This window comes from Spiroplasma endosymbiont of Amphimallon solstitiale (assembly GCF_964030965.1).
Taxonomy (GTDB): domain Bacteria; phylum Bacillota_I; class Bacilli_A; order Mycoplasmatales; family VBWQ01; genus Spiroplasma_E.
The window spans coordinates 1,436,172-1,460,369 of sequence record NZ_OZ034999.1 but is presented as its reverse complement, the minus strand read 5'-3'; the positions used below and the strand labels follow the sequence as shown (position 1 = coordinate 1,460,369).

The window sequence follows — 24,198 nt, the reverse complement described above, 5'->3', positions numbered from 1 at the left end:
GACAGTTTTTTAAAATAATTGTATTAAATCTATTGGTCTTTTATAAGATAGTGATTTTCTGGGTGTAGAATTAATTTGAAATGCTATAGTATTTAAATCTTTTTGTTTATATGAAGATAGATCTGTAGATTTTGGTAAATATCTTCTTAAAATACCATTATTATTTTCATTTAAACCTCTTTGATAAGGTTTACCAGGATCTGCAAAATAAATCTTAACATTACAATTTTTTTCGATTAATTTTCATTTACTAAATTCTTTACCACGATCAAAAGTAATAGTTTTAACTGTTCCTTTTTGTAACTTTGAAATAAATTTTATTATACTTTTTGTAATATTTTCTGATTTATTATTTTTAGTTGCTAAAGGAATTGTGGTTTTTGATCATATATCAGCTAAAGTAATAATAGAACTTTTATGATCTTTACCAATGATAGTATCACCCTCTAAATGACCAAATTCTTCTATATTTTTAATATTAGGAATGATTAAATTTCTTTCATGAATAGACTTACAATTATTAATTCTGCCCCTAGTTTCTTTTTGTTTGTGAGGTTTATTTTTTCCTTTTCTCAATAAGTTATTTTCATCAAAACCCATTCGATTTGTTTTAAACATGTTATATAAAGTTTTTGTTGAAATACTTTTTATTTTATTTTCCTTTAAAAAATTAGCAATTATATCAAGAGCATAATTTTTAGTAATTAACAAATGATTAATAGTATTAATTTCTATTAAAGTTAAAATTATTAATTTTCTACCTGCATTTTGTTTATTTTTTTGAATTTTATTCAATATTTCTAATGGTAATAAGTTTTGATTTAATAATCTACAAACTCTATGTACAGTTGATTTACTATAATCAATGGCTTTTGCTATTTTACGAATCGAAAATCCATAACTTTTATATTCTTTTATTGCTATTATTGATTCAATAGTCAGATACTTATACATTGTGCTAATTCCTTTCTTTTCTTAATTATAGAATTAACACAATTTAATTTTTATATAAGTGTCCTTTTTAATTTTACAATTCAGGTTTAATAAAAAACCTAATATAGATAAATTTCTATATTAGGAATAAACTTTTATTAAATTATAAATAAATATTAGCATAAAAAATAATTATATTTATAAAGTTAATATTTAACACGAATAAATATAAGTAATAGATTTATTAATGTATAGTATTAAAATTAAGATTAGCGTAGTCAATTTTCTTATTTTATGTAGAAGTAGTTATTTTATCAAACTAGGAATTCTTTACATTATTTATTGTAAAAATTAAAAATTATTAAGTTACAAAATGATAAAATTAATATATAAAAAGTAAAGGAGGAAGTAAATGGAAAAAATTGGTGCTGCAGTTTATTTACATTTAGCAAATTTAGAAGAAATTAAAAATTATACCGAATTATTAGCCAAAAATAATATTAAAACTATTTTTACAACTTTAATTAGTTTTAAAAAAACAGATTATGAAAATTTAAAAAAATTAGTAGTATTAACACAAATTGCTAAAAAGTATAATATGCATGTTTTTGCAGATATTAATATTGAATTTATTAATGAATTTAATCTGAATCTTAATAAACGACTTGATTTCATAAAGTTTTTTAAAATGTATGGTTTATCGGGTATTTGTTGCAACGAAGGAATTGATATTAAGCATCAAGCAAAATTAAGTCAAAATCGTTTAAATTTTAAAATATTTATTAATGGTTCATATGTTGTTAATGATATCAACTACTTAATATTATTTTATAAAGCTAATGTTAATAACCTTATTAGTTGTTATAATTTTTATCCACAAAGATATATCGGTGCTGATATTGACTTTTTTTCTTTAAATCAATCTGAAAGCGTTGTTAATAAAATTCCATTTGCCAGCTTTGTTACATTATTAGGAAAAGATAAAATTGGACCTTGAAAATATAATGATAATTTACCAACATTAGAACTGTATCGTGATTGACCATTGGTAACACAAATTCGTCATTATATTGCTTTATGCATTGATATGATAATTATTGCTAACCAGTTTTTAACAGAATATGATTTGAAAATGATAAATGAAATTGATTATAAAAATTTATCATTAAAAATTGAGTTAAATTCTAATATTACTGATAGTGAACAACAGATTCTTTTTGACAAAAATATTCATAAAGTTAGATCTGATTTAGCACGTGATATAATTCGTAGTGTTATTTCTCGAGTTATATATCAAGAATTAGATATTCCTTCTAACAATACTAATCAATGATTAGAAAAAGGTGATGTTGTTATTATTAATAATAAAGCACAAAATTATCGTGGTGAATTACATATTATTACAAATAAAATTAAAAATGATGGTATTCGTAACGTTGTTGGTAAACTTTCTAAAGAAGATTTAAATTTTATTCCATTTTTAGTATCAAATCGTTCATTTAGATTTATTTTATAAATAATTTTTTTGTTTTATTTATTAAAAACATAAACATTTAAAATATGATAAAATCATTAAGTATTATTAAATAATAGTTAGTAAGTGTGAAATTTTAAAAGATAATCTTACTTTTAATTTTTTTTTAAAATAAAAAGTTTAATATTGTATAAAAATATTGATAATTTTTTAATTTACTAATATAATTGTTAAAGTAAAATAAAAAATAGGAGCTGACATGAATGCATTCAGTGAAAAAATCACCATCATCAGACAACAAAGAAAACGAAGAACGAACAAGTAGTGAACAAGAGTTTCAACGTCTTTTAAAAGGATTTAGTAAAAAGGCCCAAGAGACTAAAAGAGCAGAAAAAAGACATAAACATTTTCTTTCTGCGCGTGATGAAAAACGCGAAAAACAAAGCGCTGCTGCTAAAAAGAAAAAACATCGTAAGTAATAAAAAGGAAAAAATGGTAATCACTGTTAATTATTATTGGCGGTGATTTTTTATATGAAATATCCTTTTGTTCAACAAGAAACAGAAAATGATTGTGGTTTGGCATGTCTTGCTATGATATATAGGTTTTATTTTAAGAAGAAGTTATTAATTAATGATACCTGAATTGTAAATATAAATGGGACAGTTTTTTAAAATAATTGTATTAAATCTATTGGTCTTTCCTGAATTGTAAATATAAATGGGACAGTTTTTTAAAATAATTGTATTAAATCTATTGGTCTTTTATAAGATAGTGATTTTCTGGGTGTAGAATTAATTTGAAATGCTATAGTATTTAAATCTTTTTGTTTATATGAAGATAGATCTGTAGATTTTGGTAAATATCTTCTTAAAATACCATTATTATTTTCATTTAAACCTCTTTGACAAGGTTTACCAGGATCTGCAAAATAAATCTTAACATTACAATTTTTTTCGATTAATTTTCATTTACTAAATTCTTTACCACGATCAAAAGTAATAGTTTTAACTGTTCCTTTTTGTAACTTTGAAATAAATTTTATTATACTTTTTGTAATATTTTCTGATTTATTATTTTTAGTTGCTAAAGGAATTGGGTTTTTGATCATATATCAGCTAAAGTAATAATAGAACTTTTATGATCTTTACCAATGATAGTATCACCCTCTAAATGACCAAATTCTTCTATATTTTTAATATTAGGAATGATTAAATTTCTTTCATGAATAGACTTACAATTATTAATTCTGCCCCTAGTTTCTTTTTGTTTGTGAGGTTTATTTTTTCCTTTTCTCAATAAGTTATTTTCATCAAAACCCATTCGATTTGTTTTAAACATGTTATATAAAGTTTTTGTTGAAATACTTTTTATTTTATTTTCCTTTAAAAAATTAGCAATTATATCAAGAGCATAATTTTTAGTAATTAACAAATGATTAATAGTATTAATTTCTATTAAAGTTAAAATTATTAATTTTCTACCTGCATTTTGTTTATTTTTTTGAATTTTATTCAATATTTCTAATGGTAATAAGTTTTGATTTAATAATCTACAAACTCTATGTACAGTTGATTTACTATAATCAATGGCTTTTGCTATTTTACGAATCGAAAATCCATAACTTTTATATTCTTTTATTGCTATTATTGATTCAATAGTCAGATACTTATACATTGTGCTAATTCCTTTCTTTTCTTAATTATAGAATTAACACAATTTAATTTTTATATAAGTGTCCTTTTTAATTTTACAATTCAGGTTATATTAAAATGGTTATTTTTAAATCTAATAAGATAAATACAAAGATACAATTATTATAAATTAAAAATTTAGTTTTTTTAAAAAAAACTCAAAATAAAATAAAACTTATTAAATGTGTTTTAATAAGAATTTTTGTTATATATTAATATTAAATTTATTTTTTAATTTTTTAGTAATTTTTAAAAATAAGTATTTTAGTTGCAATATTTTTAAAAAAATTATATTATTTAAATACAATTTCATAAAAATCCTAATTATTTCTTGTCTGAAATATAATAAGACTATATAATATTTAATTTATTCCGGATTTTTGACAATCTCCCAAATTTTAACTATGTCTAAGTATCCATTTTAGCTGCTATTAAAGCAGTATCGCCATCTATATCTTTATCATAAACATTAGCATTATTAGTTAATAGTATGTTAACTGTTTCTGTGTGTCCGTTTCTGGCGGCACATATTAAAGCAGTATCATCATTTGTATCTTTATGATTAATATTAGCACCATATGCTAGTAAAGTGTTAACTATTTTTGTATAACCTTTTTCAGCTGCTCATATTAGAGTAGTATCACCAAAGTTATCTTCATGATTAAGGTCAATTCCATTTTTTATTAAAGTGTTAACTACATCTAGGTGTCCTTCTTTCGCTGCTCATATTAAAGCACTATTTTTGTTTTTATCTACATTATTAATATCAGCACCATATGCTAGTAAAATTTCAACTATTTCCAAATAACCTTTTCTGGCGGCTATTATTAAAGCAGAGTCACCAAGGTTGTTTACATGATTATTAATGTCATTATCTTTTGTTATTAAAACTTTAACTGTTTCTGTGTGTCCGTTTTCAGTAGCTCATATTAGAGTAGTATCACCAAATATATTTGTATCATTAATATAAGCACCATTTTTTAATAAAGTTTTAATTGTATTTACATGCCCATTTTGTGCTGCTGATATTAGAGCGGCCAATTCAATTTTTGTGATTAATAATCTTACTATTTGTTGCTAATAAAGTGTTAAGTACTTCTGTGTGTCCCTTTTTAGCAGCCATTCTTAAAGCATCGTCACCAAAATCATTTATATGGTTAATATTAGCGTTATTTTTTAATAAAGTTTGAACAATTTTTAAATTACCATGTTCAGCAGCTATTGTTAATGGACTATTACGATGTTCATCTACATAATTAACATCAGCGTTATTTTTTAATAAAGTTTGGGTCAATTCTAAATCATCATGTTTAGCGGCTTTAATTAATTTTTCATTTTTATTAATATTTATAGTTGTATTTAATTTAGATATTTCTTTTAAATTAGACATTTTTTTCTCCTATCAAATTAAAAAACCTATTTATTTTAAAACTAAAATAAATAAATTAAAAACTTATATTAAGTTTGAAAAAATTATATCATAAGATTTATTTCTATAGTAAATATAGATAATTGCTATTTAAAATTGCAAACTTTAAGATTAATTAGCTGTTATAATCATTTTTTAAATACTTTAATATATCCCATTTTTATTAATTGACTTAGCATACAATAAGTCATGATTATTCCTAAAACAATTGGAATATAGACTGGCGGTGGTCCTACCATATTCATTTGATGACCAATGTAAGTATAAGGTAAACTTAATCCAATGGTACAAATAACAATTGCCATTATATTCACTGGTCAAGTACCACGACTTTGAATAAAAGGAATTTTTTCAGTTCTAAACATTTGTACTATTAATGTTTGCGTTAATAAACCTTCAATAAATCATCCTGAATTGAACATATTAATATTTTCTGCAGAAGGATTAGCAAAGACACCAAATCCAAATCCTAAAATGGCAAAAGTAGAGATATCAAAAATGCTACTTATAGGTCCATTAATAAAAGCAAATGGTAACATTCCTTTTGGATTTCAGCGTTGTGGTTTTAATAAAAATGATGGATCAACACGATCAAAGGCAATAGTAAATTGTGAAATATCATATAATAAATTTTGAAATAATAATTGTACTGGTGACATTGGTGCAAAAGCAAATCATGATGATGCTACTAGCACACTAAAGACATTACCAAAGTTAGAAGCAATCGTAATTTTAATATATTTTAAAATATTACCAAAAATGCGACGACCTTCAATAATCCCTTTTTCTAAAACTAATAATGATTTTTCTAATAAAATGATATCTGATGCTTCTTTTGCAATATCAGTAGCATTATCAACAGAAATTCCAACATCAGCATTTCTTAATACTAAAGCATCATTAATACCATCACCCATGAAACCAACAACGTGATCATTACTTTTTAAAGTTTGAATAATCTTTGCTTTTTGTAATGGGTTTAGTTTAACAAAAATATTATTATTTTCAACAATTCTTTTTAATTCATATTCAGTTAGGCCAGTTAATTGTTCACCAGAAATTAATCCTTTAATTTCTAGATTAACACGATTACAAATTGCTCTTGTTATTAATTCATTATCACCAGTTAATATTTTAAGATCAACACCATGTGTTTTTAGCAATTTGATCATTTTTGTTGCTGTAGGTTTTGGTGTATCAAGAAAAGTTACAAAACCAAGAAAAATTAAATTTTTTTCGTTTGTTTCATTATATTTATTATTAGTAAGATTTGTATCTTCATATGAGACACCTAAGACACGTAATCCTTGTTCATTTAATTTTGTTATTTTTTTATTAACCATTTTCATTAAATCAGAATTTAATGGTATTACTTTATCTTGATAAACTATACGATTACATGTATTAATAACTTCTTCAATTGCACCTTTACAAATTAATTTTTTATTATTTAATTTATCTTCTAAAACAACTGTTAATTTACGACGATTAAAATCAAAAGGAATTTCATCAATTTTTTGATAATAATTACTTATATTTTTTAAATTATTTTTTTCTCCAAATTCAAGTATTGAATTATCCATTGGATTTTTTATTCCTGTTTGAAAATAACTATTTAAATAAATAAACTTAATTAAATCATTATTTGTTTTATTGTCCAATGTTATATGGTTGACTACTTCAATATTATCATTAGTTAAAGTTCCTGTTTTATCAGTACATAAAATATCAATTGCACCTAAATTTTGAATAGCAGCTAGTTGTTTAACAACTACTTTTTGTTTACTCATTTTACTAGCACCTCGTGCTAGATTAGAGGTAACAATCATTGGTAGCATTTCAGGAGTTAAACCAACAGCAACCGAAATTGAAAAAATAAATGCTGCAGGTCAATCGCTTTTTAAAAGGCCATTGATAATTAACACAATGGGTACCATTACTAGCATAAAGCAAATTAACATTAAAGTAACGCGTTTAATTCCTTTGGAAAAAATGCTTAATGGACGTTGTTTATTTATTGTATCAGCAATAGTAGCGAAGTAGGTGTTAGTAGCTGTTGCTATAACAATAGCAATTGCACTTCCAGAAACAACACTTGTTCCCATAAAACAAATATTTTGTAAATCAAATAAGTTTTGATATGCAGGATCGTTAATAGCGTGTTTTTCAGCAGGTAGTGATTCTCCTGTTAATGATGATTGATTAATAAATAAATCATTGCTTAATAAAATTTTTAAATCAGCAGGAATTAAATCACCAGCTGATAAATAAATTAAATCACCGGGTAATAATTCATTAACATTTATTTCTTGTGCTTGTTTAATTATTTTAATTGAGTTTTCTTTAGTAATTTGATTAATGTTTATATTACGAATAACAGTAGCTGTATTTTTGACCAAAATTGTTAAATGTTTAGTAATAAAAAAAGCTCGTATTGATTGAATGTAAATTAGGGTTCCACTTAATAAAATCATAGTTCCAACAATAATAGCGGCAACCAATGAATAAATTGAAGTATCATTTGTTGTAAAATATGAGAATAAATTATAGATAGTAATAATGGCTAAAATTATATTGAATGGTCCAAAATATGCTTTTAAAAATTCTAAAATTCAATTAAATTTTGTATTTTTTAAAGTATTAATACCATATTTTTTTCTTCTTATTTCAATTTGGTCTGTTTTAAGACCAAAATTATGTAAATCTAAATTCTCTAACAATTGTTTTTGGTTAAATTGTGCAATTTGTTTAATATAATCACCATTTGTGTAAACTAATGGTTTTTTAAAACTAAATTGTAATTTAAAGTAAATTTTGTTTAAAAAAATCTTCATAATTTCTTTACCTCCTTATTTTTCTTATTTTAAGACTTTTAAATAAGGATTTAGAAATTTATTCACGCTAAAAAAATATTTTTTTAGTAAAAATACTAGGAGAATATTTAACTGAATCTTTATTTAAAAGTACACTTTTAAAATTACTAATTTTTAAATTAGTATTATTTTTATTATTATAAATGGAATCGCTGTCAGTCATGATATCACTCTCCTTTATCCTTTGACATTTTAACATGTTTCTCTTTAAAAAGATAACTTTTTTTAATTCCTGAATTGTAAATATAAATGGGACAGTTTTTTAAAATAATTGTATTAAATCTATTGGTCTTTTATAAGATAGTGATTTTCTGGGTGTAGAATTAATTTGAAATGCTATAGTATTTAAATCTTTTTGTTTATATGAAGATAGATCTGTAGATTTTGGTAAATATCTTCTTAAAATACCATTATTATTTTCATTTAAACCTCTTTGACAAGGTTTACCAGGATCTGCAAAATAAATCTTAACATTACAATTTTTTTCGATTAATTTTCATTTACTAAATTCTTTACCACGATCAAAAGTAATAGTTTTAACTGTTCCTTTTTGTAACTTTGAAATAAATTTTATTATACTTTTTGTAATATTTTCTGATTTATTATTTTTAGTTGCTAAAGGAATTGTGGTTTTTGATCATATATCAGCTAAAGTAATAATAGAACTTTTATGATCTTTACCAATGATAGTATCACCCTCTAAATGACCAAATTCTTCTATATTTTTAATATTAGGAATGATTAAATTTCTTTCATGAATAGACTTACAATTATTAATTCTGCCCCTAGTTTCTTTTTGTTTGTGAGGTTTATTTTTTCCTTTTCTCAATAAGTTATTTTCATCAAAACCCATTCGATTTGTTTTAAACATGTTATATAAAGTTTTTGTTGAAATACTTTTTATTTTATTTTCCTTTAAAAAATTAGCAATTATATCAAGAGCATAATTTTTAGTAATTAACAAATGATTAATAGTATTAATTTCTATTAAAGTTAAAATTATTAATTTTCTACCTGCATTTTGTTTATTTTTTTGAATTTTATTCAATATTTCTAATGGTAATAAGTTTTGATTTAATAATCTACAAACTCTATGTACAGTTGATTTACTATAATCAATGGCTTTTGCTATTTTACGAATCGAAAATCCATAACTTTTATATTCTTTTATTGCTATTATTGATTCAATAGTCAGATACTTATACATTGTGCTAATTCCTTTCTTTTCTTAATTATAGAATTAACACAATTTAATTTTTATATAAGTGTCCTTTTTAATTTTACAATTCAGGATTTATATAATTTTAGAAAAAAGATGATTACTATAAAATATTCAAATTTATTTTATGTTATTATTAATTAATGTTACGTGTTACTTTAATAATTAAAATAATAGGAGGTAAACATGAATACATTTGTAATAGTTGGTATTATTATAATAGCTATTGCTATTATTAGTTTTATGTTATTATTTAAAATTATAAAATGACTTGCTATTTGTATTATTGTTGGTGGTATCATTTTGGCCGCATTATTTTTTGGTTTTGGTATATGGCCATTAGATAATATTCATTTTACTAATTTTATTAATATTAATAAAAATTAAAATAATAAATAATAATTAGTTTAAATCTTAACTATTGACTATAATATATTTTTGAATAAGAGGTAAAAAATGGAACGAATTAAGCAAGCACAATTTTTAACTAGTGCTATTAAAGAAGAACAATGGCCGCAGGATGAAATTCCTGAATTTTGTTTTGTTGGTCGCAGTAATGTTGGTAAATCAACATTTTTAAATATAATTTGTAATAATGGTAAGTTAGCTAGAGTTTCACAAACACCTGGTAAAACACAAATGCTAAATTTTTTTACAATTAATAATAATATTTGTCGCTTTGTTGATGTTCCTGGCTATGGTTTTGCTAAAGTATCAAATGAAAAAAAAATCCAATTTGCGACAATGATGGATGAATATTTTCAGTCACGAAAAAATTTAAAAGCAGTTTTTTTATTATTAGATTTAAGACATGCCCCCAGTAAAGATGATATTGATATGTTGGAATATTTACAACATTATCATTTAAAAATTCATTTAATTGCTACTAAAGTTGATAAAGTGAAAAATAGTCAATTAGTAAAAAATAAAAAATTAATATTATCAACTTTAAAACTTAGCACTAATACTCCTATTATTTTATTTTCTAGTATTAGTAAACAAGGAATTGATTTAGTAATTAGTAAATTAGCAGATGATGTTAATACTGATGAAGTTGAAGTAGAAACTTAATAGTATAATATTTTGTTGCTATAAAAAAAGATAAAAGTTGTTTAATATGTATATATTCTTATCTATTTATTTATAATGATTATAAACCAGTATATCTATAAATTGTATATGATAGTTTGTAATTATTAAAAATATCAATATTCAGTATAGAATAGAATATAATAATAATTAAACTTAATATAAGTTTTTAACTCATTATTTTGATAAAAATAAATGAGTTTTTATTTGAAAGGAATATTAAAAGAAATGCCTATAAAAAATGAAATTTTACAAAATCTTGAAACAAAATCAGAAGAAAATGTAGAACAAAAACCTACAAAATGAAAAGAATTTAAAACAGAACATCCAAAAGCAGCAAAAATATTAAAAGTGGGTGCTATTGGTACTGGTGTTAGTCTTGCAGCTGGTGCTGTACTTACTCCTGTTGGAGTGGGTGTTGCTGCTGTGGCCGGTGCTCTAAGTTTTAAATTAGCTGTAGCAGGAATGTCAACAGCTGCAGCGGCGCGGCGACTTTCGGAGCAGTTACTGGAGCAGGAACGGGAGCGGCTTTAGGTATAGGATTAGGTGTTTTAGAAGGTAAAGAAGCAGCAAAAAAATTTTTTAATTATGTAGAAAAGTATGGATGACCAAAAATTATTCATCAATTTACACTTAAAATATTATTTTTAATTAAAAATTTGTTAAAAGTAACATTATTTAGTGTAAAAATTCTCTAAAAATAACACTTTATCATGTATCATTACTTTTCTACAAAATTAAAGAAAAAATTTGATGAAAAACAAAGAAGACAAATTGAAGTTGACAATGATAAGTTTGCAGATAAAAAAGCTGCTATAAATAATATAGATTCACAAATTGAAGTAAAAATAGAATCAAAGAAAATGGCCAGTTTATAATTAATTTTTAGATTTAAGGTAGTCTATGTTATAATATAAATACATTACTTTTTAAAGTAATAAATCCCCAATCATGTTATTGGGGATTTAGTGTTTTTAATATTTTTTAACATTAAAATGTGTATAATTTATTTTTGTATATATTGTGTGTTAAAAAATAATAAAAAAGATTAGACTTACTGCATAACTAGTTAACTTTTCATTTTTTTGTTATTATTAAAATAAAAGTTGAATAGTTAAGGATAAATTTTATGACATATTTTGAATTAAAAGATAAATCGGATCAATATTTTCGTAAAATAGTTGGTATTAATAAACTAGTTTTTAATGAAATTTTAAATATTTTATTAGATCATCAAAAGCTAAAAATTACCATTGGTGGAAGACCATATAAAATGTCAATAAAAGATAGACTAGTAATGACTTTAAGATATTTATATGAAAATCGTACATATCATAGTATTGGCGCTGAGTATAATATGGTTGATACTACTGCTTTACGAAATATTCGTTCAATTGAAGACATTTTAATAAAAAATAATAACTTTAATAATTTAACAAATAAAAATATTTTTTTTAAAAAGAAGAATTAAAAAATAAAATTTTGATAATTGATGTAACAGAAGTAGAAACAGAACGACCAAAATATAACCAAAAAGATTGATTTTCTGGTAAAAAATGAATGCATACTGTTAAGTTTCAAACCATAATTAATGCACATACTAATGAAATTTTAAATATTTTTCCTGATATTGGTAAAAATCATGATTTTAAAACTTTTAAAAATTCAAAGTTAAAATTTTCACCAGAAACTATAATTATTGCAGATAAAGGTTATCAAGGTTTACAAAAAATTCATGCTAATACATTTTTACCTATTAAAACTAATAAAAACAATCCTAAAACAAGTAAAATTAAAATTTTTAATAAGATTATTAATAAAACTCGCAGAAAAGTTGAACATGTTTTTGCGTTTTTAAAATATTTTAAAATTATTGGTTATAAATTTAGAAAAGGCAGAAAACGAATATTTTTAAGATTTATTTAATTGCAGGATTTTATAATTTATCATTAAAACTTAAAAACGTTATGCAGTAAGTCTATTTAAAATGGGCGCATAACTTTAATGGATAGATTCATAATTGGATAACAAAGAACGATATAACTATCGTTCTTTTTTTGTTAAAAGATTAAAACTTAATACCCTGTCGGAAGAAAAATAAATTACTGTTGGTTATAGACCTATTCTTCTATCAGTATAAAAGGATTCTAATGTTAAGCAAATTAGAAAGTAACAGTATATCGCTTAATGTAATTATAGATTAATTTGAATAGCCTTATTATGGCTCAGTAAAGAACCCATTAATCTAATTAACAATTACATTTGTATTATTTAAAAAAATAGGGCGTTTTATATATAAATACATACCTTATTAACAATATCATAACACAATATAAATTTAAAAGGAGAAAAATAAATATGACATACGTTTATTTAATAAAATATAAAGTTAATTATACATATGAAACAAAATATAAAGTTTTTTATACATTTAAGGAAGCAAATAATTTTCATAAAAATTATAAACATCATTTATTAGAAAATGCTTTTATTACACATTATGAAATATTAGCATTTGAATTAGATATGCAATATCCAAATCAAGAAAAACTTAATTAATGAAAGGAAATAAAAATGGAAGAAAAGAACAATAAAGAATTACAAACTGAATTAATAAAAGAAGAAATTGAATTAATAAAAGCAAAAAAAGAATTAGATAAAAAAGAATGAAAAAGTAGAATTATATTTTTAACAATTACAATAATTATTATGATTTTAACATTAATAATTATTGCTTCTAAACATTAATTGAAAGGATTAATATTTATGGAATATAGAGAATATAGAATGGTTGGTTCTTGTGATAAATGTAGAAAACAATCTTCTTTTGGTAATAGATTATGTAATAAATGTTTTTGATTATTAATAGGTAGAAATAAATATGAGTAAATTAATTTTTAAAAAAGAAACTCATCAATATTTTTTAGAAGATAAAGAATTAATATCAGTTTCTAGAATTATTGATAATTATTTAGGATTTGGTTATAGTCATATAGCACCAGAAGTATTAAAAAATGCTTCAGTTCGTGGTAAATGAGTTCATAAACTTAATGAATTATATTTACAAAATATTAATGAAGAAAATATTATTAATAATTTATTAAAAAAATTAAAACCAGTAACTAATAATATAAATTATTCTTATTGTAAAAAATCACTTATGTTTTTAAAAGAAAAATTTAAAGATAAAAATAATTATGAATTTATTATAGAAAAACCTATTAATGATAATGTAATTGCTGGAACACCAGATTTAGTTTATTTAAATAAAAAAGAAAATAAATATTATTTAGTAGATTATAAAACTTATGCTTGTATTGATGAAGATAAATTACAAAGAATTAAATTACAATTAACCTTTAATTTTGTAGAAAAGTAATGATACATGATAAAGTGTTATTTTTAGAGAATTTTTACACTAAATAATGTTACTTTTAACAAATTTTTAATTAAAAATAATATTTTAAGTGTAAATTGATGAATAATTTTTGGTCATCCATACTTTTCTACATAATTAAAACAATTAACTGCTTATTATTGTATGTTACTTGCTAATGGTATAAGTCCATGTAATAAAACTTATGTTTATTTAACTAATAAAAATATTCAACAAGAAATAGAAATTGAAATAAAAAGTGAATTATTACTTGAATGATTTAAGGCAAAAACAAAATATTTTAAAGGAGAAATTAAAAATGAAAATGAATAAATTTAATAAAGAAGACATAGACCAAATTAAAGAAAATATTAAATATTTAAATGAATTATTAGAATATTCGCATGATGAAGTAATTGAATTTGAAATTAGAAAACAAATTAAATATGAATTAAGTTTATTAAAAACAAAGATAAATAAATATGAACAAATGTAAATATTGTAATAAAAGAATTTGATTAAGTAAATATTGATGTCTGAAATTTTTAGAAATAATAGTTGATGAAATAACAAGTAAAAAGGAGGATAATCATGGATAAATCAATTTTAATTTTATTAAAACATATAGGAAAAATTAATAAAAAATTAGATGAAATTTTAGAATTATTAAATAAAAAAGGAGAAGAAAATAATGAGTAATGATTTAATTAACCTGAATTGTAAATATAAATGGGACAGTTTTTTAAAATAATTGTATTAAATCTATTGGTCTTTTATAAGATAGTGATTTTCTGGGTGTAGAATTAATTTGAAATGCTATAGTATTTAAATCTTTTTGTTTATATGAAGATAGATCTGTAGATTTTGGTAAATATCTTCTTAAAATACCATTATTATTTTCATTTAAACCTCTTTGACAAGGTTTACCAGGATCTGCAAAATAAATCTTAACATTACAATTTTTTTCGATTAATTTTCATTTACTAAATTCTTTACCACGATCAAAAGTAATAGTTTTAACTGTTCCTTTTTGTAACTTTGAAATAAATTTTATTATACTTTTTGTAATATTTTCTGATTTATTATTTTTAGTTGCTAAAGGAATTGTGGTTTTTGATCATATATCAGCTAAAGTAATAATAGAACTTTTATGATCTTTACCAATGATAGTATCACCCTCTAAATGACCAAATTCTTCTATATTTTTAATATTAGGAATGATTAAATTTCTTTCATGAATAGACTTACAATTATTAATTCTGCCCCTAGTTTCTTTTTGTTTGTGAGGTTTATTTTTTCCTTTTCTCAATAAGTTATTTTCATCAAAACCCATTCGATTTGTTTTAAACATGTTATATAAAGTTTTTGTTGAAATACTTTTTATTTTATTTTCCTTTAAAAAATTAGCAATTATATCAAGAGCATAATTTTTAGTAATTAACAAATGATTAATAGTATTAATTTCTATTAAAGTTAAAATTATTAATTTTCTACCTGCATTTTGTTTATTTTTTTGAATTTTATTCAATATTTCTAATGGTAATAAGTTTTGATTTAATAATCTACAAACTCTATGTACAGTTTTACCTGCTTCTTTTAATGAATCACATAAACAAATACTAATTTGCTTATTCAATCAGATAATTAATTTTTCATTATATTTATTAATTACTTTTTGTTTAAACTCTTCTCTTAATTTTTCTATATTATATAAATGTTCTTTAGTTATTTCTTTATTACGTTTTTTATTATATTCATTAATAATTTCTTGGTCTTTATTCACTATCTATTTCTCCTTATTTTTATTTAAATTATTAACTATTATTTCTAAACATGTCATACATCAATTTTTACTTAATCAGATTCTTTTATTACATTTTTTACATTTATTCATTATTAAATTCACCATTAATTATTTTTTGCAATAAAATATCAAGTATCAAATCTATTTCTGTACCGTTATAGAATTTTTGTTGTTTTTTAATATAATTAATTAATTTTTCTTTATTCATTATTTAGTTCTTTCATTAAATTTTTATGTTTTTCAATGATTTCATTATGTTTTTTTAGTTCTTCTTTATAACTATCACTTTCAATAATTTTTAAAGTTTCTTTTATTTTTTTCATGTATCATTCATCAAAATTCATTATTTATTCCTTTCATTTTTTAAATCATTTAACATTAATTGAACAAAATGCACGATTTTTAGGAATATTTAAAGTATTAAAGATTTGACCAGTTACTATAATTTCATCATTTTTGTTTAATAAAATACATCGTTTATAAAATTTTGGGTTATTAAAAATTAAAGTAACATAGTTTAATCCATTTCATTGACCACGAACAGTATAATATAATTGTTTATTACCTTTTTCATGATATTTTACTTCAATAGTATTACTAAGTTTTACTGTTAATTTAACGTAATTTTCTTTATTTTTCATTTTTATAATTCCTTAAATAATATTGAATATGTTTATAAGCATCTTGTTCATGTTTTGTAAATTTTATATTTCCTTTATAATCTTCTATTTTATTTTTGTTTTTTGGTTCATTTTCATGATAATCTCAGTTCATAACATCTTGTACTAATATCATTAAAGCACCAATAACTTTTGGTGTTGCTAATGGATTAGTTAATAACTGTTTTGAACTTAAAAAGAAATTTTCTACAATAACTAATATTTTTTTATTTTTAAATTGTTTTTTAATTAATTTAAAATATTCTTTATATATATTTTTACTTTCTAAAACTGTTTTTGCTTTAAATGTTTCATTAAAAATAATATTATTAGTTTCATTTGAGTATATAACAATTCCATTATTACCAATACCAGCAGGGTCAATACCAATGATTAATTCGTATTGCATTTATTAATCATCTCTACATCAATCACAAACATATCCATATGATTTTGTATAATCTAAATGTTTTTCAATATCATAATTATCTTCATATTTTTTAGTATTATGTTGTTCTGCTTCTAATTCTGTTTTAAAGTGATAAAGCATATTGATTTTGTTATCTTCATATAATTCATTACATTCAACACATCTTTTTCTTCTTTTTTTAGTTTTATTCATAATCAAAATATCCTTTTCAATTATTTTTGCTGTTTGTTTAAGGTATTTAGGTAGTTTGTGATAACAACTGTCACATATTAAATAAGGTATTGGTCAATTTTTATATTTAATAGTTTTAGTAGAATTATTAATACAATCTTTTCAAACTTTATTTTTACAAATTCTTAATTCACATTTTTTATTTTCATTAATATTCATAACTTTATTTATTTCTTTAATTTTTACTTACAGTAATTAATAAAATTATTAATCCAATTAAAGTTGAAATTAAAGTAATAATTATTTTTTATTTTTAATCACTTTTTTTGATGTTCTTTTGCTATTTTGATTTTTTGTTCTATTAATTCTTTCTTTTCTTTTTCTTCCATTTTTACTTTCTTTTCTAATATATTCTGTTGCTTTTAGTATAAAGAATATATATTTTTATTTTTAAATTATTAATACTATTAATTATATTTTTTAAGAAAAATGGGCTCAAAAATAAATTATAAAATTTTAAAAAACATTAAGGCATTCGATTCAATATTTATTTAATTTACGTTTAGTAAATTAATATTTTAATTGAACCGGTCTCGCTTAATTTTTTTTTACAAGTTTTAAATTTATTTTCTCGCCCAAAAAATTTTTTCAAAAAAAATAAAAAATAAAACCAACACTTGCTCACTGGGGAGTGGCAAGGTTGGTTAAATAAAGAATAGAATTAATATAGTAGGTTCCCTAGCAGGTCTATATATACTAGTTTCCAATTCGCTCCCACCCCAAGAATTACCATTACTGGTTAGTATATTTTATTAGGTATCACTCCACTTTTTATTTATTCATGCAAGTCCACATGTTCTAGCTACTATTTTTAACAACTGTGTTGTAGTTCACTTTTTTAATTCCTTAACACGTGTTGATAATAGTGCTAAAGAGGTTTATTCAAAATTTTAAAATTTTACAATTACAAAAAAAGACAAGATTATTTCTTGTCTTTTTCCTTGTTAATAATTTTAATTTAACTTACAAAATGTATCTTTTATTTTTTTAAAATACGTCGAATATTAAATTTAAGGGTTAAAGAGAGTAATTTTGTCTAATTTTCATTATTTTTCAAATAATTCATTTGGAAATAAGTTACTAATATGATAATTAATTATTTCGTAACTTTGACAACCGCCCTCCTTAATAGTTTGTCAATTTCATGGTGTTTTAGCAACAGTAGTACTAATTATCATTTGAGCAGTGATATTACCAGAAAGAGCAACAATAAAAGTAATATTTTTACCTAAAAGTTTAGTTATTTTTGATAAATATTTGTTTTCTCTAATAGCAGTTTCTTCAAAAATAGATATTGTACTACTATTAGATATGCTAGAAAAATCACCACTTGAACCCAATAAACTTATTACACTATCAAAATCCTAATATTCTACGAATATTAGGATTTTGATTACCTGTAAATAAAGGAGACATTTTAAACACTTCTTTCATATATAATAATAATTTTCTTAAGTTGCTACTTTTTTAAAATAAAAAGTAGCATCCAGTAATATAATTATTACGTGAAACTACTTTTTTTAGTCGCATATATTATTTAACCTAAAAAGGTATAAAAAAATAATAGCATGTGTTTTATAACTTGTCTATATTTTTTTTTAATTTTTTTAATACAAAATTAGTTATAAAAGTAATTTTTATTATTAATTTTTATCTTTTCAAAAAGGAACTAAAAATTTATTAATTAACTATTACTAGTAAAAATAAAAGTTAAACCTTCATATTTATTACCAAAATCAATATCCTTTGAATCTTTACCCTTTAATCCAATTTTTATATAATCATAATATTTATCACCAAATTTTTTATTACCAGTAATAGCAATAACATTATTATATCCACCAGCATTTAATAAATATGGTTTAAAATTATCGCAAGTTAAACCAGTTACTGGTTTTTTTGGAATAAAATTTAACAATGGAACTAAAATATTACCAAGTAAAGGGTTTTTCACTTCTTCAGAAGGAATTCACTCTTGAAATGATTTTCAAAAATTATTAGCTTTATCTGAATCATTTCTTAAATATTGTTCTTTTTGAGTTTTTTCTTCCCTTTTAAAAGTAGCACCAGCAGTAACTAAGTCATTATAAAATCCACCACTATCTTTTTTGTTAATTGATAAATATTGTGTTCCATTAACTAATGGTTCTAATTTTTCATTTATATAATCTTGTAATGGACTAAAATTAGCATCAAAACTACAATCTTTTACTGCAGAATTATTATAAATAGCTAAATGAATTTTAATATTAGTAGTACTAATTTTTTTTATTTCATCTTGACCATTAGTAATTTCATAAGTAATATTACTAAAATCTTCTGGAGCAGTATCAAACAAGTTACTAATATTGTCTTTAATTAATTTTTTAAAATCAGAAACATGAGTTTTATTTTCGGGTTTTAAAAAATTAGTAAAATTGGGATAAGTATTATTAGCAAGTAAATTTGCAGCATATTCTAATAATTGCTGATAATCAACTGATGAATTGTGAAAAACATCACATGCACTAATATTAATACTAGTAATACTAGTAAATGCAAAAACACTTATAATTTTTAATATTTTTTTCATAATAAACTTCCTTAGATAATCACTACTTTTTTAGTATTATCTTCAAATTTTTCTTTTTTGTATTAATAATTCTATTTTTAATTTGTGAAATTTCATCGCGGTTTGTTATTTCATAAAATAAATGATAATAAATATATTTCAACTCACTAACTTTAATATTTTGTTTTTCAACAAATATTAGAAATTGATAAATTTCATGTAAAAGTTCAAATATTTTATTTTTTTCTTCATTAGTTAATACTTTTTGTTTTAATTCATTTCGAATAATTAATGGTGCTTCTTTAACAAATAGAAAATCACTAATGATATTTTTATAATCTCAATTATAAAATATTTTAAAATCATCAACTTTGGTTTTAACATTTTTAATATTATTTAAAATAGTTTTAACATCATTTTTAACTAAACTTTGAATGAAGACTGCTAATATTAATGCTAAAGAACTAGCGGGAATAAAGTACTTTAAAAATTGATCAATGTTAATAGCACCCTTAGTAAAATTTAAAATTGAATTTTTTACAATTAAATATAAAACTTCAAAACCTAAAATAATAAATAATGATCGTTTTTCTATATCTTTTCATCAAGGATTACCAAGAATCTGATTTTTTTCTTCTAATATTTTTTCTAAAATAATATAAATAATAAAATAACAAAATCAATAAGTTAAAACAAATAATGTGGTAAAAACATTAGTAAAACAAAAAATATAAGTAATGTTTCTAGCAACATTTAATACTAATAAAGCTTTAAAAATAAAGAAATTATTTTCAAAATTTGAAATTACCTTATATTTATTTTCAATATATTTTTTCATTCAACATCTGATTTGAATAAATATTAAAGTATTACTTGCAATACAACTACTAAAAATAGCAATATATAAATAAGTTTTTAAAGTAATAATAGTTTCATCAGTAATACTAGCATTATTAAAAAAATCAAATGTTAAAATTTTATTAAAAATACTACTTTTAACTTCTCATAAAATTGCACAAATAATCAAACAAATTGTTAACAATATTCATAAGATCGTCTGCATCAAATATTTATTGTTAAATCATTTTCAACTTGATTTTAATAATTGATAGTTATTCATAATTTTATCTACCTTATTTTTAAATTATTGTAAAGTAATTTATATAAATTATTATTATAATAATTGTAAGCTATTAACTCACATTTGTGCTTGCGTTAAATTTAAAATATCTTTACTAATCATTGCTAATAATTTATTAATAAACTTTTCAAGGTTAGTAGTAGTGGGTAAAACCATCAATTTGCCTTTTCCATCATTATAAGGATTTTTTCCTAATTCATATTTTCAACTTAATGTTAATTGTTCATTTTCTATGTGAATAATCGGTAAATCCTTATTTCCTAAGCTATAAGCAAATTCATTAAGTAAATTCATTACTTTTGGTTCTAAAATTAATCTTAATTTAATTTGATTATCACATTTTACTTCAAATAAATCTTCAAATAAATGTGATTCTAATTGAACTTTCTTTTTACTACGAAATTTTTTTGAAAATATATTACGTGGTGTTAATGTCATTGTAAAATTATTATTCCTAATAATAGTTGTATAATAAACAAAACGTGTATAATAACAAGTAATTTTTTCTGTTTCAATAACTTGAGCAGCACTATTATATCCAGAACTTGTCTCATACATAACTTTTTGGTTAATGATACTTCCATAGTTAAAATTTTGACCATTAATACTTCCTATCATTACTTGTTCGCAATAATTATAATAATTAGGTTGTTCATCTAAAGGTAAATTACCTTGTGGTTCAATTGTTCAATAATCACTAATAGTTGTTAAATTCATTTGTGAATTATTATCTTTAATAACTCATTGATAATAGTTAATAATTGGTAACTCTTCTATTAATTTTTCATGAATTTTAGTTTTTAATACAAAACTCTGTACTAATAAAAAACATCCAACAATGAATCCAATAATACTAATAATGGTAAATGGTTTTTTAATAAATGATGATTTGTTAATACCAATACTAGCACCAATAGCAATTAGAGCAATAATGATAGTAATAATTCATAAACTAATTCATAAACGATTATTTATTAATTTAATTCATCAATGATTACTACTATTATTATAGTCAGTATGAATATTATTAACAATCTCATTTACAACCTTTGGCGATAAATTATGTTTCATAATTATTCCATTCTTTTTTAATTCTTAATATAGCTTATAACTAATTTTGTTTTATAAAATAGAAAAAGACTAACTATAGATGTAATAATCTATTTAGAAGTCTAAAAACCTACTATTATAAAACTAATTACATTATAACATATATATTATTAGTTTTTTTCTAAAAAATCATTAATTTCAGTAATATTAACAGGTGCATTTTGTGGAGGTTTACCTGCATTACCACCATGCATATATTTTGCAGGAACTGCTACCATAAAAACTTTAGGATCAATTTGAACTATTTTTGTTTTAAAAAAATTATATTCTAATAATGACATTGTTGTCATCATCATTTTATATTCATTACCTGAATACAAACCTTTCACATTTCAAACATTACCACCACGTAAATAATTATTTCGATAAATATCATTACGGATTTGCTCTAATTCATTAGAAATAATAAAGACACTCATCAACATATATTTTGGATAAACTCTATTCATAACAAAAGCTGCTACATAAATATAAACAAGCGTTGACATAAAATAAGGTCTAACTAAAAAATTATCAACAAGACTAGTTTTCTGTAAAAAAGTTCCATCAAGAATTAAAACAATAACAACAATAATAATATTAGTATTTCTAATAATAGTTGCAATTGAATATTTACGTTTCATAGAAATATAAGTACTAATAAAATCCATACCACCACTAGATCCACCAGTTTTAAATAAAATACCAATACCAGCACCATAAATTAATCCACCTAAAGCAGCAAAAATAAAAGTACGTGGTAAAACTAAGTGCCAATAATCTGTAGTACCTTTTAATGGCTCATTACCTAAAACTTGAAAATTTTTAAGAGAATCAATTGTTGTTAACAAAAAGTTAATTCCATTTTGAAATAACAAATAAATAATAGTATAAAGAGTAAAACGAAATCCAACCTTGAATAATCCTCAAATAATGATAGGAACATTAATAAGAAAATATACTGGATAAAATCAAAATGCTTGCGTTGTTTCTTGTTCAGTAATACTGCCATTATAAGATAAGGCAATAAATTTAGCTATTAATTGTGCAAAAGCTGATAAACCATTAGTATATAAACCAGCACGATTAATAAAATAAAAAAAGGAAACAGTTGTTAAAAAAGCACCAATAAAAATTAATAATAAATTTTTGGAAGTTATTTTTCAATTAAAGTTTTTTCATGAAGAATGGATCTCTTGTTTAACACCAATATTTTTAAAAGTAAAGGCATCAACAATTAACGGTGGCTCTTTATCTTTATTTTTTGCTTCTGAATTATTGGACATATTAAACTCCTTTTAACTATTAAATTGAAGTATTGTTGGAACATAATTACTATCATCATAAGGCGAAGGTAAAGACATGTCAATTAATGAATCTTGAAAACTAATCACAAAATTAACTTTAAGTTCTAATTTATGAGGACCAGAGCTTGTAACTTTTTGACAATCAATTCCTTTGATATTAATATTAACAGAATTAACATAAGGATTATTATTTAATGCTAAACTTATTCCTTCTTGAACCAAAGTTTTAGTTTTTTGAGAAAAATCAGCATATGTTTTATCAATATCAGGTTTAGTTTCTTCATCAACACTAATTGGTACTATTTGTCCTGATAATTTAGTAACATCACTAACACAACTATAAACTATGTAATCGCTTTGTGTATAAGAACATTTTATATTAAAAGTTTTTTTTATGTATTGTTCAACTTTAAAACTTTTATCATTATTTACTACTCCAACTTGATAAGTAATATTAATACTAATTCTACCAGTTGAAGCATCAACATCTCAAGTTCTTGCTTTTGTTGATTCATCTATTTTACCATTATCAATCGTAAAATAATAACATTTAGTACCTACTTCTAATTGACTATCAAATCAAGTTGGTTCTTTAATATTTGCTTTATCTAAAATTAATTTGGCAAGTGATTGTGCAAGACTGTTTTCTAATGCTTTATTTTCAATAACTTGTTCTTTTTCAGGTCTTTGACCATCAATAGGAACACCCACTGGTTTTTTAATACCAACTTTTGATAAAGTTGATTCCCAACCATTATAATTACCATTACCATTAGTAATTGCTTTTAAAATACTATCTTGTTGTTGATCAGAACAAGCTAAAACTGGCGTTACTATTCCACTACCAAAAGCAATAGTACCCATTAATGTTAAAATTTTTTTCATAATTATAATCATTC

General features: G+C 22.1%; 33 protein-coding genes and 1 pseudogene. 15 read left to right on the top strand and 19 right to left on the bottom strand.

Going from position 1 to position 24,198, the window contains the following annotated elements:
- Positions 1-9: 9 nt before the first annotated feature.
- Positions 10-954 carry an IS30 family transposase gene (locus AAHH39_RS09145; RefSeq protein WP_342217835.1) on the bottom strand — a complete coding sequence of 315 codons (945 nt, stop codon included), beginning with the start codon at positions 952-954 and terminating at the stop codon, positions 10-12.
- 391 nt (positions 955-1,345) lie between these two features.
- Here AAHH39_RS09145 and AAHH39_RS09140 point away from each other — a divergent pair, with 391 nt between their 5' ends.
- The 3 genes from AAHH39_RS09140 (at position 1,346) to AAHH39_RS13465 (ending at position 3,081) form a co-directional block, all read left to right on the top strand.
- Positions 1,346-2,449, top strand: a complete 1,104-nt coding sequence (locus AAHH39_RS09140) for a MupG family TIM beta-alpha barrel fold protein (protein WP_342217834.1) — start codon at positions 1,346-1,348, stop codon at positions 2,447-2,449.
- Between the two features lie 221 nt (positions 2,450-2,670).
- Positions 2,671-2,886, top strand: coding sequence for a hypothetical protein (locus AAHH39_RS09135; RefSeq protein ID WP_174480618.1), 216 nt, complete (start codon positions 2,671-2,673; stop codon positions 2,884-2,886).
- Between the two features lie 54 nt (positions 2,887-2,940).
- The gene (locus AAHH39_RS13465; protein ID WP_425288905.1) at positions 2,941-3,081 is read left to right on the top strand and encodes a cysteine peptidase family C39 domain-containing protein; all 141 of its coding nucleotides are present in this window, start codon (positions 2,941-2,943) and stop codon (positions 3,079-3,081) included.
- Between the two features lie 59 nt (positions 3,082-3,140).
- On the opposite strand, the pseudogene AAHH39_RS13460 reads toward AAHH39_RS13465, so the two are convergent.
- From AAHH39_RS13460 to AAHH39_RS09105, 5 genes and pseudogenes are all read right to left on the bottom strand, one after another.
- Positions 3,141-4,084: pseudogene (locus AAHH39_RS13460) on the bottom strand (IS30 family transposase).
- 425 nt (positions 4,085-4,509) lie between these two features.
- On the bottom strand, positions 4,510-5,142 hold the full coding sequence (locus tag AAHH39_RS09120; protein WP_342217833.1) for an ankyrin repeat domain-containing protein: 633 nt from the start codon (positions 5,140-5,142) through the stop codon (positions 4,510-4,512).
- The gene (locus tag AAHH39_RS09115) at positions 5,093-5,491 is read right to left on the bottom strand and encodes an ankyrin repeat domain-containing protein (protein ID WP_342217832.1); all 399 of its coding nucleotides are present in this window, start codon (positions 5,489-5,491) and stop codon (positions 5,093-5,095) included. The genes AAHH39_RS09120 and AAHH39_RS09115 overlap by 50 nt, the downstream gene beginning before the upstream one ends.
- A gap of 161 nt (positions 5,492-5,652) precedes the next feature.
- On the bottom strand, positions 5,653-8,364 hold the full coding sequence (gene mgtA, locus AAHH39_RS09110; protein WP_342217831.1) for a magnesium-translocating P-type ATPase: 2,712 nt from the start codon (positions 8,362-8,364) through the stop codon (positions 5,653-5,655).
- 301 nt (positions 8,365-8,665) lie between these two features.
- Entirely contained in the window at positions 8,666-9,610 is a 945-nt protein-coding gene (locus AAHH39_RS09105; RefSeq protein ID WP_342217458.1) for an IS30 family transposase, read from the bottom strand.
- 198 nt (positions 9,611-9,808) lie between these two features.
- Between AAHH39_RS09105 and AAHH39_RS09100 the strand changes: the two genes are divergently transcribed.
- From AAHH39_RS09100 to AAHH39_RS09045, 12 genes are all read left to right on the top strand, one after another.
- The gene (locus tag AAHH39_RS09100; RefSeq protein ID WP_252320689.1) at positions 9,809-10,009 is read left to right on the top strand and encodes a hypothetical protein; all 201 of its coding nucleotides are present in this window, start codon (positions 9,809-9,811) and stop codon (positions 10,007-10,009) included.
- A gap of 69 nt (positions 10,010-10,078) precedes the next feature.
- Positions 10,079-10,693: a ribosome biogenesis GTP-binding protein YihA/YsxC gene (gene yihA / locus AAHH39_RS09095; RefSeq protein WP_342217830.1), complete on the top strand. Its 615-nt coding sequence runs from the start codon at positions 10,079-10,081 to the stop codon at positions 10,691-10,693.
- Between the two features lie 225 nt (positions 10,694-10,918).
- Complete coding sequence (locus AAHH39_RS09090) at positions 10,919-11,245, top strand: hypothetical protein (protein WP_342217829.1); 327 nt, start codon at positions 10,919-10,921, stop codon at positions 11,243-11,245.
- 179 nt (positions 11,246-11,424) lie between these two features.
- Entirely contained in the window at positions 11,425-11,589 is a 165-nt protein-coding gene (locus AAHH39_RS09085) for a hypothetical protein (RefSeq protein ID WP_342217828.1), read from the top strand.
- A 251-nt stretch (positions 11,590-11,840) separates the two neighbouring features.
- A complete protein-coding gene (locus AAHH39_RS09080) occupies positions 11,841-12,182 on the top strand; it encodes a transposase family protein (RefSeq protein ID WP_342217827.1) in 342 nt (113 codons plus the stop codon).
- Positions 12,183-12,193: 11 nt separating this feature from the next.
- Entirely contained in the window at positions 12,194-12,637 is a 444-nt protein-coding gene (locus AAHH39_RS09075) for a transposase family protein (RefSeq protein ID WP_342217826.1), read from the top strand.
- Between the two features lie 432 nt (positions 12,638-13,069).
- Positions 13,070-13,270 (top strand): hypothetical protein, encoded by a 201-nt coding sequence (locus AAHH39_RS09070; RefSeq protein ID WP_342217825.1) that lies wholly within the window; start codon positions 13,070-13,072, stop codon positions 13,268-13,270.
- Between the two features lie 15 nt (positions 13,271-13,285).
- Positions 13,286-13,459, top strand: coding sequence for a hypothetical protein (locus tag AAHH39_RS09065; protein ID WP_342217824.1), 174 nt, complete (start codon positions 13,286-13,288; stop codon positions 13,457-13,459).
- A gap of 18 nt (positions 13,460-13,477) precedes the next feature.
- Positions 13,478-13,600: a hypothetical protein gene (locus AAHH39_RS09060; protein ID WP_256468427.1), complete on the top strand. Its 123-nt coding sequence runs from the start codon at positions 13,478-13,480 to the stop codon at positions 13,598-13,600.
- Positions 13,593-14,090 carry a hypothetical protein gene (locus tag AAHH39_RS09055; protein ID WP_342217823.1) on the top strand — a complete coding sequence of 166 codons (498 nt, stop codon included), beginning with the start codon at positions 13,593-13,595 and terminating at the stop codon, positions 14,088-14,090. Before AAHH39_RS09060 ends, AAHH39_RS09055 begins: the two co-directional genes overlap by 8 nt.
- A gap of 162 nt (positions 14,091-14,252) precedes the next feature.
- Complete coding sequence (locus tag AAHH39_RS09050) at positions 14,253-14,420, top strand: hypothetical protein (RefSeq protein WP_342217822.1); 168 nt, start codon at positions 14,253-14,255, stop codon at positions 14,418-14,420.
- Positions 14,407-14,583 carry a hypothetical protein gene (locus AAHH39_RS09045; RefSeq protein ID WP_342217821.1) on the top strand — a complete coding sequence of 59 codons (177 nt, stop codon included), beginning with the start codon at positions 14,407-14,409 and terminating at the stop codon, positions 14,581-14,583. The genes AAHH39_RS09050 and AAHH39_RS09045 overlap by 14 nt, the downstream gene beginning before the upstream one ends.
- Before the next feature lie 246 nt (positions 14,584-14,829).
- Here AAHH39_RS09045 and AAHH39_RS09040 read toward each other — a convergent pair whose 3' ends face one another.
- From AAHH39_RS09040 to AAHH39_RS08980, 13 genes are all read right to left on the bottom strand, one after another.
- Entirely contained in the window at positions 14,830-15,729 is a 900-nt protein-coding gene (locus AAHH39_RS09040) for an IS30 family transposase (RefSeq protein WP_425288926.1), read from the bottom strand.
- Positions 15,730-15,973: 244 nt separating this feature from the next.
- Positions 15,974-16,099, bottom strand: a complete 126-nt coding sequence (locus tag AAHH39_RS09035) for a hypothetical protein (RefSeq protein ID WP_338956665.1) — start codon at positions 16,097-16,099, stop codon at positions 15,974-15,976.
- The gene (locus AAHH39_RS09030) at positions 16,092-16,235 is read right to left on the bottom strand and encodes a hypothetical protein (RefSeq protein ID WP_338957025.1); all 144 of its coding nucleotides are present in this window, start codon (positions 16,233-16,235) and stop codon (positions 16,092-16,094) included. Before AAHH39_RS09030 ends, AAHH39_RS09035 begins: the two co-directional genes overlap by 8 nt.
- A gap of 3 nt (positions 16,236-16,238) precedes the next feature.
- Positions 16,239-16,532 carry a hypothetical protein gene (locus AAHH39_RS09025; protein WP_338956663.1) on the bottom strand — a complete coding sequence of 98 codons (294 nt, stop codon included), beginning with the start codon at positions 16,530-16,532 and terminating at the stop codon, positions 16,239-16,241.
- Positions 16,522-16,959: a hypothetical protein gene (locus AAHH39_RS09020; protein WP_338957028.1), complete on the bottom strand. Its 438-nt coding sequence runs from the start codon at positions 16,957-16,959 to the stop codon at positions 16,522-16,524. The genes AAHH39_RS09025 and AAHH39_RS09020 overlap by 11 nt, the downstream gene beginning before the upstream one ends.
- 3 nt (positions 16,960-16,962) lie before the next feature.
- Positions 16,963-17,370, bottom strand: coding sequence for a hypothetical protein (locus tag AAHH39_RS09015; RefSeq protein WP_338957031.1), 408 nt, complete (start codon positions 17,368-17,370; stop codon positions 16,963-16,965).
- Between the two features lie 23 nt (positions 17,371-17,393).
- Entirely contained in the window at positions 17,394-17,540 is a 147-nt protein-coding gene (locus tag AAHH39_RS09010; protein ID WP_342217819.1) for a hypothetical protein, read from the bottom strand.
- A gap of 717 nt (positions 17,541-18,257) precedes the next feature.
- Positions 18,258-18,551: a hypothetical protein gene (locus tag AAHH39_RS09005; protein WP_342217818.1), complete on the bottom strand. Its 294-nt coding sequence runs from the start codon at positions 18,549-18,551 to the stop codon at positions 18,258-18,260.
- Positions 18,552-18,895: 344 nt separating this feature from the next.
- Entirely contained in the window at positions 18,896-19,783 is an 888-nt protein-coding gene (locus AAHH39_RS09000) for a hypothetical protein (protein WP_342217817.1), read from the bottom strand.
- A 22-nt stretch (positions 19,784-19,805) separates the two neighbouring features.
- Positions 19,806-20,882 carry a hypothetical protein gene (locus AAHH39_RS08995; protein ID WP_342217816.1) on the bottom strand — a complete coding sequence of 359 codons (1,077 nt, stop codon included), beginning with the start codon at positions 20,880-20,882 and terminating at the stop codon, positions 19,806-19,808.
- A 54-nt stretch (positions 20,883-20,936) separates the two neighbouring features.
- Entirely contained in the window at positions 20,937-21,974 is a 1,038-nt protein-coding gene (locus AAHH39_RS08990; protein WP_342217815.1) for a DUF3137 domain-containing protein, read from the bottom strand.
- A 149-nt stretch (positions 21,975-22,123) separates the two neighbouring features.
- Positions 22,124-23,278: a YitT family protein gene (locus AAHH39_RS08985; protein WP_342217814.1), complete on the bottom strand. Its 1,155-nt coding sequence runs from the start codon at positions 23,276-23,278 to the stop codon at positions 22,124-22,126.
- Between the two features lie 12 nt (positions 23,279-23,290).
- The gene (locus AAHH39_RS08980; RefSeq protein WP_342217813.1) at positions 23,291-24,184 is read right to left on the bottom strand and encodes a hypothetical protein; all 894 of its coding nucleotides are present in this window, start codon (positions 24,182-24,184) and stop codon (positions 23,291-23,293) included.
- Positions 24,185-24,198: the final 14 nt, after the last annotated feature.